The organism is Streptomyces ferrugineus, from assembly GCF_015160855.1.
GTDB lineage: Bacteria > Actinomycetota > Actinomycetes > Streptomycetales > Streptomycetaceae > Streptomyces > Streptomyces ferrugineus.
Genome location: NZ_CP063373.1, coordinates 751,526 through 765,949, shown reverse-complemented (window position 1 = coordinate 765,949; position 14,424 = coordinate 751,526). Strand labels below are relative to the sequence as shown.

14 protein-coding genes are annotated in these 14,424 nt (G+C 72.2%); 8 read left to right on the top strand and 6 right to left on the bottom strand.

The genetic code is table 11. From position 1 onward, the window contains the following. Window positions 1-46: 46 nt before the first annotated feature. Genes IM697_RS03700 through IM697_RS03690 form a run of 3 tightly spaced genes read left to right on the top strand, consistent with a single transcriptional unit; the run spans window position 47 to window position 2,044 of the window. On the top strand, window positions 47-520 hold the full coding sequence (locus IM697_RS03700; protein ID WP_194044630.1) for a DUF2771 domain-containing protein: 474 nt from the start codon (window positions 47-49) through the stop codon (window positions 518-520). A 23-nt stretch (window positions 521-543) separates the two neighbouring features. Further along, window positions 544-1,206: a futalosine hydrolase gene (locus IM697_RS03695; RefSeq protein WP_194044628.1), complete on the top strand. Its 663-nt coding sequence runs from the start codon at window positions 544-546 to the stop codon at window positions 1,204-1,206. Beyond that, entirely contained in the window at window positions 1,196-2,044 is an 849-nt protein-coding gene (locus IM697_RS03690) for a 1,4-dihydroxy-6-naphtoate synthase (protein WP_194044626.1), read from the top strand. Before IM697_RS03695 ends, IM697_RS03690 begins: the two co-directional genes overlap by 11 nt. Window positions 2,045-2,054: 10 nt before the next feature. Here the strand turns inward: IM697_RS03690 and IM697_RS45655 are convergent, their stop codons facing one another. After that, window positions 2,055-2,438, bottom strand: a complete 384-nt coding sequence (locus tag IM697_RS45655; RefSeq protein WP_004000281.1) for a cold-shock protein — start codon at window positions 2,436-2,438, stop codon at window positions 2,055-2,057. Between the two features lie 165 nt (window positions 2,439-2,603). On the opposite strand from IM697_RS45655, the gene IM697_RS03680 reads away from it, so the two are divergent. Further along, entirely contained in the window at window positions 2,604-2,855 is a 252-nt protein-coding gene (locus tag IM697_RS03680) for a hypothetical protein (RefSeq protein WP_194044624.1), read from the top strand. On the opposite strand, the gene IM697_RS03675 is transcribed toward IM697_RS03680, so the two are convergent. Then, the gene (locus IM697_RS03675; protein ID WP_194044622.1) at window positions 2,831-3,448 is read right to left on the bottom strand and encodes an HAD family hydrolase; all 618 of its coding nucleotides are present in this window, start codon (window positions 3,446-3,448) and stop codon (window positions 2,831-2,833) included. The two genes, IM697_RS03680 and IM697_RS03675, sit on opposite strands and share 25 nt — an antisense overlap. Before the next feature lie 118 nt (window positions 3,449-3,566). Next, window positions 3,567-4,580: a hypothetical protein gene (locus IM697_RS03670; RefSeq protein ID WP_194044620.1), complete on the bottom strand. Its 1,014-nt coding sequence runs from the start codon at window positions 4,578-4,580 to the stop codon at window positions 3,567-3,569. Between the two features lie 145 nt (window positions 4,581-4,725). Here IM697_RS03670 and IM697_RS03665 point away from each other — a divergent pair, with 145 nt between their 5' ends. Both IM697_RS03665 and IM697_RS03660 read left to right on the top strand, forming a co-directional pair. Then, on the top strand, window positions 4,726-7,350 hold the full coding sequence (locus tag IM697_RS03665; protein WP_194044618.1) for a helicase C-terminal domain-containing protein: 2,625 nt from the start codon (window positions 4,726-4,728) through the stop codon (window positions 7,348-7,350). 400 nt (window positions 7,351-7,750) lie between these two features. Beyond that, entirely contained in the window at window positions 7,751-7,939 is a 189-nt protein-coding gene (locus IM697_RS03660; protein ID WP_194044616.1) for a hypothetical protein, read from the top strand. Here IM697_RS03660 and istB read toward each other — a convergent pair. Next, the gene (gene istB / locus IM697_RS45650; protein WP_194044614.1) at window positions 7,917-9,143 is read right to left on the bottom strand and encodes an IS21-like element helper ATPase IstB; all 1,227 of its coding nucleotides are present in this window, start codon (window positions 9,141-9,143) and stop codon (window positions 7,917-7,919) included. The two genes, IM697_RS03660 and istB, sit on opposite strands and share 23 nt — an antisense overlap. 193 nt (window positions 9,144-9,336) lie before the next feature. On the opposite strand from istB, the gene IM697_RS03650 reads away from it, so the two are divergent. Continuing rightward, on the top strand, window positions 9,337-10,980 hold the full coding sequence (locus IM697_RS03650; RefSeq protein ID WP_194044612.1) for a DNA repair helicase XPB: 1,644 nt from the start codon (window positions 9,337-9,339) through the stop codon (window positions 10,978-10,980). Between the two features lie 29 nt (window positions 10,981-11,009). Here the strand turns inward: IM697_RS03650 and IM697_RS03645 are convergent, their stop codons facing one another. Next, on the bottom strand, window positions 11,010-11,189 hold the full coding sequence (locus tag IM697_RS03645) for a hypothetical protein (RefSeq protein ID WP_194044610.1): 180 nt from the start codon (window positions 11,187-11,189) through the stop codon (window positions 11,010-11,012). A 291-nt stretch (window positions 11,190-11,480) separates the two neighbouring features. Between IM697_RS03645 and IM697_RS03640 the strand changes: the two genes are divergently transcribed. Further along, complete coding sequence (locus tag IM697_RS03640) at window positions 11,481-13,520, top strand: HelD family protein (RefSeq protein ID WP_194044608.1); 2,040 nt, start codon at window positions 11,481-11,483, stop codon at window positions 13,518-13,520. A 112-nt stretch (window positions 13,521-13,632) separates the two neighbouring features. Here the strand turns inward: IM697_RS03640 and IM697_RS03635 are convergent, their stop codons facing one another. Beyond that, entirely contained in the window at window positions 13,633-14,328 is a 696-nt protein-coding gene (locus IM697_RS03635; RefSeq protein ID WP_194044606.1) for a copper homeostasis protein CutC, read from the bottom strand. Between the last annotated feature and the right edge of the window lie 96 nt (window positions 14,329-14,424).

Genomic DNA, 14,424 nt, shown 5'->3' with positions numbered 1-14,424 from the left:
GCCCCCACATGGAGAGAGCGTCACACGCGCCCGATAGCCTTCCGCCATGACCACGCTGCAATCCGCTTCGCGACGCCGCCGCGCGTTCGCCGCCGCCGGCGCCGTATCCGCCGGACTGCTCGTTCTGTCGGCCTGCGACAAGCCGACGCCGCTGGCCACGATCACCACCGGCACCGCGTCCGTGCACTCGGAGGCCACCTGCGGTGGTGAGGGCGACGCCCTGAAGACCTCGGAACTGTCGAAGTGCCTGAAGGACAAGGGCATCGAGTCCATCAAGGTGGACCCCGAGGAGACCGTGCGCTTCGGTGTCGACCCGGAGATCGCCGACGAGGGCTGGACCATCCTCATGAACGGCCAGCCGCTCACCGACTCCAGCAAGAAGACCTACCGCACCGTCCCGGGCAGCGTGTTCTTCAACGCCCAGTACGGCGCCAGCGGCAGCTCGACGCTGGTGACCATCAAGGAGGGCGAGCAGGACGTGACGGGCCTGTGGTCCTTCAAGCTGGAAAAGGACAGCTGATCACGTCCGTCGTACGTGTCCTGGTGGCCACCGCGGTCCCCGCAGAGCGGGACGCGGTGGCCAGGGCGGCTTTCGGGCTCCCCGGCACCGAGGTGATCGCCGCCGGAGTGGGCCCCGCGCTCGCCGCCGCCACCACCGCCACGGCCCTCACCAGGGCCGCCCTCGAAGGCGCCCCGTACGCCCTCGTCGTCTCGGCCGGCATCGCGGGCGGCTTCGCACCCGACGCCCCCGTCGGCTCCCTCGTCGTCGCCGACGAGATCACGGCCGCCGACCTCGGCGCTCAGACGCCCGACGGCTTCGTGCCCGTCACCGAGCTGGGCTTCGGCACCGTCACCCACCGCCCGCCGGAAGCACTCGTGCGGGAGGTCGCGGCCGCCACCGGCGCCCGCCGCGGCGCCGTCCTCACCGTCTCCACCGTGACCGGCACCGCCGAGCGCGCCGCGCGCCTGCGCGAGCGTCACCCCACGGCCCTCGCGGAGGCCATGGAGGGATTCGGCGTCGCCGAGGCCGCCGCCGCGCACGGGGTGCCCGTGCTGGAGATACGGGCCGTCTCCAACCCGGTCGGCCCCCGCGACCGCGCCGCCTGGCGCATCGGCGACGCGCTGGCCGCCCTGACGGAGGGCTTCGGGAAGCTCGCGCCCGTACTGGAGAGTTGGAACGCATATGACCGCCCCCATGGCCAGTGAGCCGCTGCAGATCGCCTTCTCCCCCTGCCCGAACGACACCTTCGTCTTCGACGCCCTCGCCCACGGCCGCATCCCCGCCGCCCCCGCCCTCGACGTCACCTTCGCCGACATCGACATCACCAACGGCATGGCCGAGCGCGGCGAGTTCGACGTACTGAAGGTGTCGTACGCGGTGCTGCCGTACGTCCTCGACGAGTACGCGCTGCTGCCCTGCGGGGGTGCGCTGGGCCGGGGTTGCGGACCGCTGGTGCTGACCCGGGAGGAGGGCGTGGACCTCACCGGACGCACGGTCGCGGTGCCGAGCGAGAAGTCGACGGCGTATCTGCTGTTCCGGCTCTGGGCCGCGGACACCGTCCCCGGCGGGGTCGGCGAGATCGTCGTCATGCCCTTCCACGAGATCATGCCGGCCGTGCGGGACGGGAAGGTCGACGCGGGACTCGTCATCCACGAGGCGCGTTTCACGTACCAGAACTACGGGTTGCACAAGCTCGCCGACATGGGCGAGCACTGGGAGAACACCACCGGCCTGCCGATCCCGCTGGGCGCGATCATCGCCAGGCGGTCACTGGGCACGGGCATGCTGACCCTGCTCGCCGACTCGATCCGTACGTCGGTCCGGGCCGCCTGGGACGACCCCGAGGCCTCCCGCCCGTACGTCATGGAGCACGCCCAGGAGATGGACCCGGCCGTCGCCGACCAGCACATCGGCCTGTACGTCAACGAGTTCACGCACGACCTCGGCGAGGACGGCTATGCCGCGGTGCGCGGGCTGCTCACACGTGCGGCGGCCGAGGGGCTGGTGCCGCCCCTCGGCCCGGATGCGCTGGTTTTCCCCTGAGGCTCTACGGCTATACGTCGAGCTGGTCGGCGACCGCCCGCAGCAGGCCGGCGATCTTCTTGCCGGCGGCCTTGTCGGGGTAGCGGCCCCGCTCCAGCATCGGCGTGATGTTCTCGAGGAGGGTCGTCAGATCCTGGACGATGGAGGCGAGCTCGTCCGGTTTCTTGCGCTGGGCGGCCGCGACGGACGGGGTCGGATCGAGAAGGGTGACCGAGAGCGCCTGGTCACCTCGCTGACCGGCGACGACGCCGAACTCCACTCGCTGTCCCGGCTTGAGTGTGTCAACTCCGGCGGGGAGGACCGAGGAATGGACGAAGACGTCGCCGCCGTCGTCGCGGGAGAGAAAGCCGAAGCCCTTCTCGCTGTTGAACCACTTGACCTTGCCGGTAGGCACGTCTGTCCTCGTCCTCGTACTCGTCGGAAAACTGCTTCTGAAAACGGCTCTTGATAGCACTACAGCGGGTCGACCACGACCCGCCGGTACCAAGGCTAATGGTCCCCGGGCCGGTGACAAGACGTCGCCCGGTTGTTCCCTCGCGCAGGGAACTACCCTGGTCCGGTGCGTGACAAAACCCAAACGAATTCCGCCGCTCCCGGTGACCGACTGATCCGTGCCGGAGCGGTCGTGTTCTTCATCGGTGCAGTGGCCACTCTGGTCACGGTGACCCCGTTCCTGCTCGGCACGACGCCATTTCCGACCTATATGTTCGGGCTGAGCATGCTGATGGGCGTCGGATTCCTCGTCGCCGGCGCGGGAGTGTTCCGCTCGATCGCCGCGGGCCGGCGTCAGGCGCGGGGCGCTTCGCGATAGCCGGCGAGCCAGTCGGGGAACTCGGTGAGGTCCGCGAGGACCACGTCCGCGCCGAGTTCGCCGAGCTGATCGGCGCCGAACGGGCCGGTGGCCACGGTGACCGACAGGGCGTCCGCCGCGCGGGCGGCGCGGATGTCTCCTCGGTGGTCGCCGACGTAGACGCTCGCGCCGTGCTCGCGCAGGGCCGTCGCCTTCTGCTCGGCCCACAGGTCGCCTATGACCGCGTCGGGCTGGATGCCGAGGTGCTCCAGGTGCAGCTTGGCGTTCGGCTCGTACTTGGCGGTGACGACGATCGAGCGTCCGCCCGCCTGCCCTACGGCGGCTATCGCCTCGTGGGCACCGGGTAGGGCGAGGGTGCCGGTGATCGCGTGCGCCGGGTACATCGCACGGTAGAGCTCGGCCATGGCCGCCACCTGCTCCGTCGGGAACCAGTTGACCAACTCCTCCTCCAGCGGCGGGCCGAGCCGGGTGATCGCCAGGTCGGCGTCGATGTGCGTGCCGGTGCGGTCGGACAGGGCCGTGTAGCAGGCGTGGATGCCGGGGCGGGAGTCGATGAGGGTCATGTCGAGGTCGAAGCCGACGGTGAGTGCCATGCGGTTATTGTGCCTGCGCCTAATGACTCGGTTCAGTGCGTCGTTTGGCGAGTGCGGGTCTGTGGGGGTTGATCGCGCCCACGCGGCGGAGCCGCAAATCGATACAGCCCCGCGCCCCTTAGGGGCGCTTCTGTGAACGCCAGACGATGAACAGCGCCGATGCCAGCGCCGCGCCCCGCACCACCCACGGCCAGGTCTCGGTGATCGCGGCGTTCGTCTGGCCCTCTACGAGGGGGGCGCCCCAGCGTTCGGTGGCGCGGCCCCAGAGCCAGGTGATGCCGGCCGTGACGGAGAGGCCGGGGATGATGATGACCGCCCACTTGGTCTCGGTGTCGGTCAGACGGCGGGAGCCCCAGGCGATGAGCCAGCCGACGAGCAGGACGATGAGGTTGCCGAGGATGGCGCCGGTGACGAGGAGGGCGGCGGAGAGCAGGAGGAGGGGGTTGCTCCAGCGGCCGGCGGGGAGGGCCGGGCGCCGGATGAGACGGCGGCGAGAGGGTTGCGGATCTTCCTCCTCCTCGGCCTTCTCCACTGCGGCCGGGGCCTCCGGCTCCTCTTCGGGCGCCTTCTTCTCGAGCCGTGTCCCCTCCTTCGCGGGCGGGCGCCTGAGCATCTCCGGGATCTCGATGCCGCCGACGAAGCCCGGAACGTCCTCGCCGGGGCCGAAGGGGCTGCTGTCCACCCGCCACCAGTCCGGCTGGAGCGCGCTGCCGCCGAGGTCCGCGGTGCCGGCGAGGTGGGGCGGCGGAGGTGCGTCGTCGGCGGCGGGCGCGGAGGGCTCGGCGGGGCGTGGGCGGGGCACCAGGCGGCGCAGGCCCTTGGGGCGTTCCCCGGCGGTCTCGCTGGTGCCGCTGTCCGGCTGTACGGGCACGGGGGTGATCGGTGCCTGCGGGGCCGGGGCGGTGCCTCCCCCGGCGGCCTCGACGACCTCGTCGGGGGTGCCGAGGCGGGCGATGATGCGGCGGACGGCGGCGGGGCTGTCGACGGGGGCCTTGGCGCGGCGGCGGTCGATCTCGCCGCGCAGCTCGTTCACCAGGCGCATGCGGGTGGACGACGGCAACTGCCGCTGCTGGGCCACGTCGCCGACGCGGCTCAGATACTCGTAGACGACCTGGTCGCTCTCGATCCCCACGAAGTCCCCTCCGGGGTGGGTGTGTTGGATACCCCTCGGGACGACGTTAGCGCAGCACAGGGTGGGTCAGGTGCCTCGGATCGGGCAGTGTTCCCCCGCGCCTGGTCGGCCCGGCCGCCGGAGGTGACCCGCTAACGTGGGCGGGATGAGCGACCCGGCCACCCCGCCCCGTTCCCTCGCGGAAGCGCTTCGCGTGCGGGACGACGCCTCGCTGGCCGTGCTGCTGCGCAGCCGGCCCGACCTCATCACCCCCGTCCCCACCGACCTCACCCAGCTGGCGACCCGCGCCGGCACCCGGGCCTCGGTGGTGCGCGCCCTTGAGCGGCTGGACCGGTTCGCGCTGCAGACGGCGGAGGCGCTGGCCGTGGCGGCGGATCCGGCGACGTACGACGAACTGCTCGCCCTGATGGCCGGCGACGAGGGCGACCCGGCGGTCGCCGGCGCCCTGCCGCACGCCCTCGGCACCCTGCGCGAGCAGGCCCTGGTGTGGGGCGGCGACGACCGGCTGCGCCTGGTGCGCACCGCACGCGAGCTGCTGACGCCCTCGCCGCAGCACCCGTCGCCGACCGGCCTGGGACCGACGGTGCGCGAGGCGGTGGCCGGCATGTCGCCGGGCCGCATCCAGGAGATCGTCACGACGGCCGGGCTGCCCACGACCCACGACGCCGTGTCGGCCGTGTCGTCGCTCACCGCGCTGTTCACCGACCGGCGGCGGATGACGGCGCTGCTCGCCGACGCGCCGGAGGAGTCCCGGGAGGTGCTGTCCCGCCTGGTGTGGGGCCCGCCGTACGGCCAGGTCACCGCCGATCCCGCGCCCCGGCTGCGCTGGCTGCTGGACCGCGGCCTGCTCCTGCCCACGACGCCCGGCACGGTCGTACTCCCCCGCGAGGTGGCCCTGCACCTGCGCGCCGGCCGCGCGCACCGCGCCACCGAGCCGCTGCCGCCGACCGTCGAGCCGAGCGCGACGCACCGTCCACAGGTTGTGGACGCCACGGCGGCCGGGCAGGCGTACACGGCGCTGGCCACCGTCGAGGAACTGCTGAAGGACTGGGACGAGGGCGGTCCGACGGTGCTGCGCGCGGGCGGCCTGAGCGTGCGCGACCTCAAGCGCACCGCCGTCGCCCTCGACGTGCCCGAGCCGGTCGCCGCCTTCTGGGTCGAACTCGCCTACGCCGCGGGCCTGCTGGCCTCCGACGGCGAGGCCGACGAGCGGTACGCGGCGACGCCCGCCTACGACGAGTGGCTGGAGCAGCCCTCCGCCGAGCGCTGGGCCCGGCTGGCGGAGGCCTGGCTGACGGCGACGCGCACGGCCGGCGTGGTCGGCGGCCGGGACGCCAAGGACCGCACCCTGTCAGCGCTGGGCCCGGGCCTGGACCGCTCCGCCGCGCCGGAGGTGCGGCACCGGGTGCTGACCCTGCTGGCCGGGCTGCCGGAGGGCACGTCACCGGCGGCGGAGTCGGTGCTGGCCCGGCTGCGCTGGGAACGGCCGTTGCGCGGGCCTCAACAGGACGACGACCTGCGCAGCCGCCTCGCCCAGTGGACGCTGAACGAGGCGGAGATGCTGGGGGTGACGGGGCGGGGGGCGTTGTCCGGGCATGGGCGGGCGCTGCTGGGGGCGCCGGCGCCCGGGAAACCCGGGGCGCGCGGCGGCCGAGCCGCGGGCCCGTCGGCCACGGGCCCCTCGGCGGCGACCCACGACACCGCACCCCCGCCCCCGGCCACGCCCGAGGACGCCCCCGCCGGCCCCGGCGACAAGCTCCCCGTCCACCACGAGCACCCCCGCCCGGCCCCCGCGCCCGAGCCCCTCTCCCCCGCCGAACAGGCCGTGGCCTCCGCCACCGCCGCCCGCCTCCTCGCCCCGCTCCTCCCCGAGCCCCTCGACCACGTGCTGCTCCAGGCCGACCTCACGGCCGTGGCGCCCGGTCCGCTGCGGCGGCCGCTCGCCGACATGCTGGGCGTGCTCGCGGACGTGGAGTCGAAGGGCGGGGCGACGGTGTACCGCTTCACACCCGGCTCGGTGCGCCGCGCGCTCGACGCCGGCCGCAGCGCCTCCGATCTGCACGCCTTCCTCGCCGAGCACTCACGTACGCCGGTGCCGCAGCCGCTGGCGTATCTGATCGACGACGTGGCCCGCAAGCACGGTCATCTGCGGGTGGGCGCGGCGTCGGCGTACGTCCGCTGCGACGACGACGCGATGCTGAACGAGATCCTCGCCGACAAGCGAGCCGCCGGCCTGCGCCTGCGCCGCCTGGCGCCGACGGTGCTCGCCGCCCAGGCGGACCCGGCCGCGCTGCTGGAGGGCCTGCGCGCGATGGGCTTCGCGCCGGCCGCCGAGTCGGCCGAGGGCGACGTCCTGATCACCCGCGCCGACGCCCACCGCACCCCGCCGCGCACCGCACCCCAGCCGGTTCCGGACGGCCCGCCGACGCCGGACGCCACACTGCTGGCGGCCGCGATCCGCGCCATCCGGGCGGGCGACCTCGCCTCCACGACCCCGCGCAGGCCGAGCGGGGCGGCCCCCGCGGTGACCGGCGGCGAACTGCCCCGCACGACCTCCGCCGAGACCCTCGCCACCATGCAGGCCGCCGTGCTGACCGGCGAGGCGCTGTGGATCGGGTACGTCAACGCCGAGGGCACCGCCAGTCAGCGGGTGATCGCACCGGTGCGGGTCGAGGGCGGGTTCGTGACGGCGTACGACCACACCGCGGACGAGGTACGGACGTATCCACTGCACCGGATCACGGGCGTGGCGGAGCTGGCGGACGACTAGGGCGGTGACGGATGTCCCGGTCCGCTCACCCGTCCGGGCGCACGCGGCGATTCATGCACGCCACGCCGGGCTCTTCCAACTCTTGAGGGACCTTGAGGGCCTCTCCGCATTGCGCCGCGGGGCGCAGGGCAGCCACCCGGTGTCCTGATCACGCTCAAGTGAGCGCAGCAGAGAGGTAGTTGTCCCATGCGCACTGCTCGTCGCATCGCCACCGTGCTGACCGCCGCGGCCACCATGATCGGCGCCTTCGCCGCCCAGGCCGCGGCGGTCGGCGTCGATCTCGGCGGGGGCGTGACGCTCTGACGCGTCCCGCGCCCTCCCGGGCCGGTACCAGCCCCGCTGGGCCGGCCCGGTCCTCAGGTTCCAGCCAACGCCGACTTGTGAAAGGCCCGTCATACCCATGCGCACCACGCGTGCCCGCCTCACCGTCGCCGCCGCCGTCCTGGCAGGCGTCCTCGCCGCCGGGACCGCCCCGGCCGCCGCCCTGCCGCTGCCCCTCCCGGCGGCCGGCGCCGGGCCCCTGGTCACCGAGGGGCTCACCGTCGAGGGACCGCTGATCAACAACCTCAGTCTGCCCACGCTGAAGTAGCGCGGCGCAGCCGGTAGCTCTCCCCCTCGATCCGCACCAGCTCGGCGTGGTGGGCCAGCCGGTCCACCATCGCCAGGGCCGAGGGGCCGCCGAAGACCTCGTCCCAGCGGCCGAGCGGACGGTCGCTGGTCACGATCAGCGAGGCCCGTTCGTAGCGGTGCGCGACCAGCTGGAAGAAGAGCGCGGCGGTCTCGGCGTCGAAGGGGGTGTAGCCGACCTCGTCGACGATCAGCAGGGGGTGCTCGTCGAGCGCGACCAGCTCCTGGGCGAGCCGCCCGGCGTCCCGCGCCCCGGCCAGCCGCGCGGCCCACTGCGCGGCGCTCGCGAACAGCACCGAGTGCCCGGCCTGGCAGGCCCGCACGCCGAGACCCACGGCCAGATGCGTCTTGCCGGTGCCGGGCGGCCCCACGAAGACCACGTTGCGTCCGGCGCCGACGAAGTCCAGCTTGCCGAGCCGGGCCACGGTCTCCCGGTCGAAGGAACGCGGGTACTCGGAGTCGAAGTCCTCCAGCAGCTTCCGCGCCGGGAACCCGGCGGCCCGCACCCGCTCCTCGGCGCTCGGCTCGTCCTCCCGCGGAGCGGCCTGCGCCGGCACGACGACCTTCTCGGCGACGGTCCCCTCGAAGCGGCACTCGTGCTGCGCCGCAGGCTGCGACGCCGACCGCTCACCGTGCGCGGCCATCGGCCCCGACATGTAGGCCAGGATCGCCGCCGACACGATGAACGCCATGTGGATCACCGTGCCCCACAGCAGCGAGTGGCGGGACGTGTGGTGGACGTCCACGAACATCTGCAGCAGATGGACCGAGGAGATCCCCACGATGGCGGTGGCGAGCTTGACCTTCAGCACGTTGGAATTGACGTGCGAGAGCCATTCGGGCTGGTCACGGTGTCCCTGCAGCCCGATCCGCGAGACGAACGTCTCATAGCCGCCGACGATCACCATGATCAGCAGATTGGCGATCATCACGACGTCGACGAGCTTGAGCACGGCGAGCATGACGTACGTCTCCGTCGCCTGCCCGGTCACACAGCGGAGGACTAAGGCCCAGAGCTCGTTGAAGAACTTGTAGACGTACACCCCCTGCGCGGCCACCAGGCCGAAGTAGAGCGGCGCCTGCAGCCAGCGGGTGGCGAACAGCGCGTACCCGAGGGTGGTGGTCGGCGGGGACGGTTCATGACTGATGGCCTGCACGCCCGGCATTCTTCGCAGCCGCCGCCGTTCAGGTGAAACCGCACCACTCACAGGAATGAAAAGACATCCTGTAGGACTTCGGAATCGATCAGCCACATTCACCCACCGGCTGCCGTAGATGTGACCTGCTCCCCACCCCGAAAGAGGACCAGTGCGGCACACTGGACGTTTGGTCGAGTGGTGAGCGGAAGGACGGACCCACGTGAACGGACCACTGATCGTCCAGTCGGACAAGACCCTGCTCCTGGAGGTCGATCACGAGCAGGCCGACGAGTGCCGTCGGGCGATCGCGGCGTTCGCGGAGCTGGAGCGGGCTCCCGAGCACATCCACACCTACCGGGTGACGCCGCTGGGGCTGTGGAACGCGCGGGCGGCCGGGCACGACGCCGAGCAGGTCGTGGACGCGCTGGTGACGTACAGCCGGTACCCGGTGCCGCACGCGCTGCTCGTCGACATCGCCGACACGATGGACCGCTACGGCCGGCTGACGCTGAGCAAGCATCCGGCGCACGGCCTCGTCCTCACCACCACCGACCGGCCGGTGCTGGAGGAGGTGCTGCGCTCGAAGCGGGTCGCGCCCCTCGTCGGCGCCCGCATCGACCCGGACAGCGTGGTCGTGCACCCCTCCGAGCGCGGGCAGATCAAGCAGACGCTGCTGAAGCTGGGCTGGCCGGCCGAGGACCTCGCCGGATATGTCGACGGCGAGGCACACCCGATCGAGCTGGCGGAGGACGGGTGGGCGCTGCGGCCGTACCAGAAGCAGGCCGTGGAGAACTTCTGGCACGGCGGGAGCGGGGTCGTCGTCCTGCCGTGCGGTGCCGGGAAGACCCTCGTCGGCGCCGGGTCCATGGCTCAGGCCAAGTCGACCACCCTCATCCTCGTCACCAACACCGTCTCGGCCCGGCAGTGGAAGCACGAGCTGGTGAAGCGAACGTCGCTGACGGAGGACGAGATCGGTGAGTACAGCGGGACGCGCAAGGAGATCCGGCCCGTCACCATCGCCACATACCAGGTGCTGACGACGAAGCGGAAGGGCGTCTACCCGCACCTCGAACTCTTCGACTCCCGGGACTGGGGGCTCATCGTCTACGACGAGGTGCACCTGCTGCCCGCGCCGGTCTTCAAGTTCACGGCGGATCTTCAGGCGCGGCGACGGCTCGGGCTGACGGCGACGCTCGTGCGGGAGGACGGGCGGGAGTCGGATGTGTTCTCACTGATCGGTCCGAAGCGGTTCGACGCTCCTTGGAAGGAGATCGAGGCGCAGGGCTACATCGCGCCCGCCGACTGCGTCGAGGTCCGGGTCAACCTCACCGACTCCGAGCGCCTCGCGTACGCCACCGCCGAGCAGGAGGAGAAGTACCGCTTCTGTGCGACGACCGACACCAAGCGGAAGGTGACGGAGGCGCTCGTCAGGCGTTTCGCGGGCCAGCAGATCCTGGTGATCGGCCAGTACATCGACCAGCTGGACGAGCTGGGCGAGCATCTGAACGCCCCCGTCATCAAGGGCGAGACCTCCAACGCCCAGCGCGAGAAGCTCTTCGACGCCTTCCGGGAGGGCGAGATCAGCGTCCTCGTGGTCTCCAAGGTCGCGAACTTCTCCATCGACCTGCCGGAGGCGACGGTCGCCATCCAGGTGTCGGGGACCTTCGGGTCGCGCCAGGAGGAGGCGCAGCGGCTGGGGCGGGTACTGCGGCCGAAGGCGGACGGCCATCAGGCCCACTTCTACTCGGTCGTCGCCCGCGACACGCTCGACCAGGACTTCGCCGCCCACCGCCAGCGGTTCCTGGCGGAACAGGGCTACGCGTACCGGATCGTGGACGCGGACGAGCTCCTCACCGAGGGGTAGGCGACCGCGTGTGCCGGGCGGCCCGGGCGTCACTTACGGCGAACGCCCGCTTCCTCACCGTACTCACCGAGGATGATCACGTCGAAGGCCGCGCCGGCGAACACCCTGACGGCACGCAGGGCTTCGCCGAGGCGGTGGCGGTGGCTCCCCTGGAGCGCTGTCGCGCCGCGGGGACCCGCAGGGGCTGGGTGGATGGTTGCTGCGCTCATGTCTCCATGATGGGTTCGCGGGCATAAAGACGGCATCGGCCTGCGGTCCCAAGCCGTGCACTGCCCGCGTACATCTCGGGGCGGACCCCTTGCCCCCAGGGAGGAGGGCGGCATCCCCTAGGGGACGGACAGGGGAATGGGCGGGGGCGCGGAAAATTCGTTGGCTTCCGGCGTACCCGCTCACCTAAAATCTCCGCTCTTGCCCGCCTCCGTTCACGGAGTGCCGCCGTCCGGACGGAAACCGGTCGGCTCTGTCGACCACTCACTCGCAGGTCCTCCGGAGGCACCCCCTTGTCCACGCCCGTCGACGACCCCCTCGCGCATGAGCGCTCCCACCTCGCCTCCTCCCGTGCCGCCCTGCGCGCCATGCGCGAGGACGTCGAGTCGCTCGACATCAGCGACGTCACCGCGAACTGGGTCAACGCCGAAGTCCTCTCCCGCCAGATCGACGAGCGCATCAAGTCCCTGGCCGATCTCAGCGACACCCCGCTGTTCTTCGGCCGCCTCGACTATCTGCACGCACCCGGCGCCGAGGAGGCGGAGGGCGCGGAAGGGGAACTCTTCTACATCGGGCGGCGGCATGTGCACGACGCCGAGGGCGACCCGATGGTCATCGACTGGCGCGCACCGGTGTCCCAACCCTTCTACCGGGCCTCCAAGAAGGACCCGATGGACGTCGCGCTGCGCCGCCGCTTCGGCTACACCGGCGGCGACCTCACGGCGTACGAGGACGAGCACCTGTCCGACCCGGCGGAGGCCGCCCGCACCAGCAGGCTGCTCCAGCAGGAGATCGAGCGCCCGCGCGTGGGCCCGATGCGGGACATCGTGGCGACGATCCAGCCGGAGCAGGACGAGATCGTACGGTCCGGTCTCGGCGGCACGGTCTGTGTGCAGGGAGGCCCGGGCACCGGAAAGACCGCGGTGGGCCTGCACCGGGTCGCGTATCTCCTCTACGCCCACCGCGAGCGCCTCGCCCGCACCGGCACGCTCGTCATCGGCCCGAACAGGTCCTTCCTGCACTACATCGAGCAAGTGCTCCCGGCGCTGGGTGAGTTGACGGTCCGGCAGGCGACGGTGGACGACCTGGTGGCCCATGTGGAGGTGCGCGGCACGGACGACGCGGCGGCGGCCGTGATCAAGGGCGACGCGAGGATGGCGGAGGTGCTGCGGCGCGCGGTCTACTCGCATGTGACGATGCCGACGGAGCCGGTGGTCGTCGTCCGCGGGTCGCGGCGGTGGCGGATCCCGGCGTACGAACTCGAAGAGACCGTCCGTGAGTTGCTCACCCGCGACATCCGTTACGGCGCGGCCCGCGAGGCCCTTCCGCAGCGCATCGCGCATGCCGTGCTGGTGCAGATGGAGCGGTCGGGTGAGGCGCCGGACGACCGGGTGCAGGACGCGGTGGCCCGCAACAGCGCGGTGAAGGCGGCCGTGAAGGCGATCTGGCCGCCGGTGGATCCGGCGAAGCTCGTGCTGCGGCTGCTGGCGGACGCGGACTTCCTGGCCGAGCACGCGCGGGGGGTGCTGAACGAGGACGAGCAGAAGGCGATCCTGTGGGCGAGGCCGGCGCGGTCGGTGAAGTCGGCCAAGTGGTCGGCGGCGGACGCGGTGCTGATCGACGAAGCCAACGACATCGTGGCGCGCACGCCCTCGCTGGGCCACGTCGTGCTCGACGAGGCCCAGGATCTGTCCCCCATGCAGTACCGGGCGGTGGGGCGCCGCTGCACCACCGGTTCGGCGACGATCCTCGGTGACCTGGCGCAGGGCACGACGCCGTGGGCGACGCGCAGTTGGGACGAGGCGCTGGCCCACCTCGGCAAGTCGGAGGGCGTGATCGAGGAACTGACGGCCGGCTTCCGCGTCCCGACGGACGTCATCACCTACGCCTCCCGCCTCCTCCCGCACATCGCGCCGGGTCTGACGCCGGTGGAGTCGATCCGCGAGAACCCGGGGTTCTTCGAGGTGCGTGCGGTGTCGCGGACGGCGGAGGTCGTGGCTGCGTGCGAGGAGCTGCTGCGCAACGAGGGCTCCATCGGCCTGATCGCCGCGGACGCGCGCGTTCCGGCGCTGTCGCAGGCGCTGGGCGCGGCGGGGTTGGCGTACCTGGCTCCCGGCGAGGAGACGACGGAACAGACCCGCCTGACCCTGGTCCCGGCGTCCCTGGCGAAGGGCCTGGAGTACGACTACGTCGTCCTGGACGAGCCCCAGGCGGTGATCGACGGCGAACCGGACGAGCGAACGGGCCTGCGCCGGCTGTACGTCGCGCTGACGCGAGCGGTGTCGGGGTTGCTGGTGACACACGCGGCGGGGTTGCCGGAACAGTTGGGGTGAGGGGCCTCGGGTGGGCGCGGGCGGCACCCCGTCAGTGCCGGGCCGCGCGACCCACCCCCGGCCAGCCCTCACTCCGGGCCACGCGACCACCCTTCGGCCGCCAGCCCCCCGCCTACGAAACCCCGTCCAGCGCAGCCCGCCACTCCGCCACCGCGGCGACGGACACCGGCCCGTCCCACCCCCGTGGCCGCGCCGCCCCGCCGATGTGAAACGCGTCGATCCCAGCCGCCACCAACCCCGGCACATGATCGAGCCGCAACCCGCCCCCCACCAGAATCCGCTGCTCATACCCGGGCTCCCCACTCCGCGCCGCCTCGGCGAGCAGCACCGGCAGCCCCTCGTCCACCCCCACCGCCGACCCGGCCGTCAGATACGTGTCCAGCCCCGGCAACCCGTCCAACTGCTTCCGCAGCGCATCCCGGTCAGCGGCCCGGTCGATCGCCCGGTGGAACGTCCACCGGCACCCGTCCAGCTCCCCCACCACCCGCTCGACGGCCCCGAGGTCCACCCCGCCGTCGCCGTCCAGAAACCCGAGCACGAACTCCTCGGCCCCGGCCCCCCGCATCTCGCGCACCGTCCGCACCAGCTCCCCCACGTCCCCCGCCGCGAACCCGTCCGCCAGCCGCAGCATCACGCGCAGGTCGATGTCGACGGCGGCCCGGATCCCGGCGAAGGTCTCGACCGGTGGGGTGAGCCCGTCGGCCGCCATGTCGGTGACCAGTTCGAGCCGATCCGCACCTCCGGCCTGGGCGGCGACCGCGTCCTCGACCCCGAGGGCGATCACCTCCAGGACTGCACGCTTGCTCATGGGACCCCATTCCTCGGCATTCGACGGCGGCTACAGACCTACAGACCTACAGACCCGACCCGCACAGGTCTAGTCCAATTCTGGTCCAGCCTACGC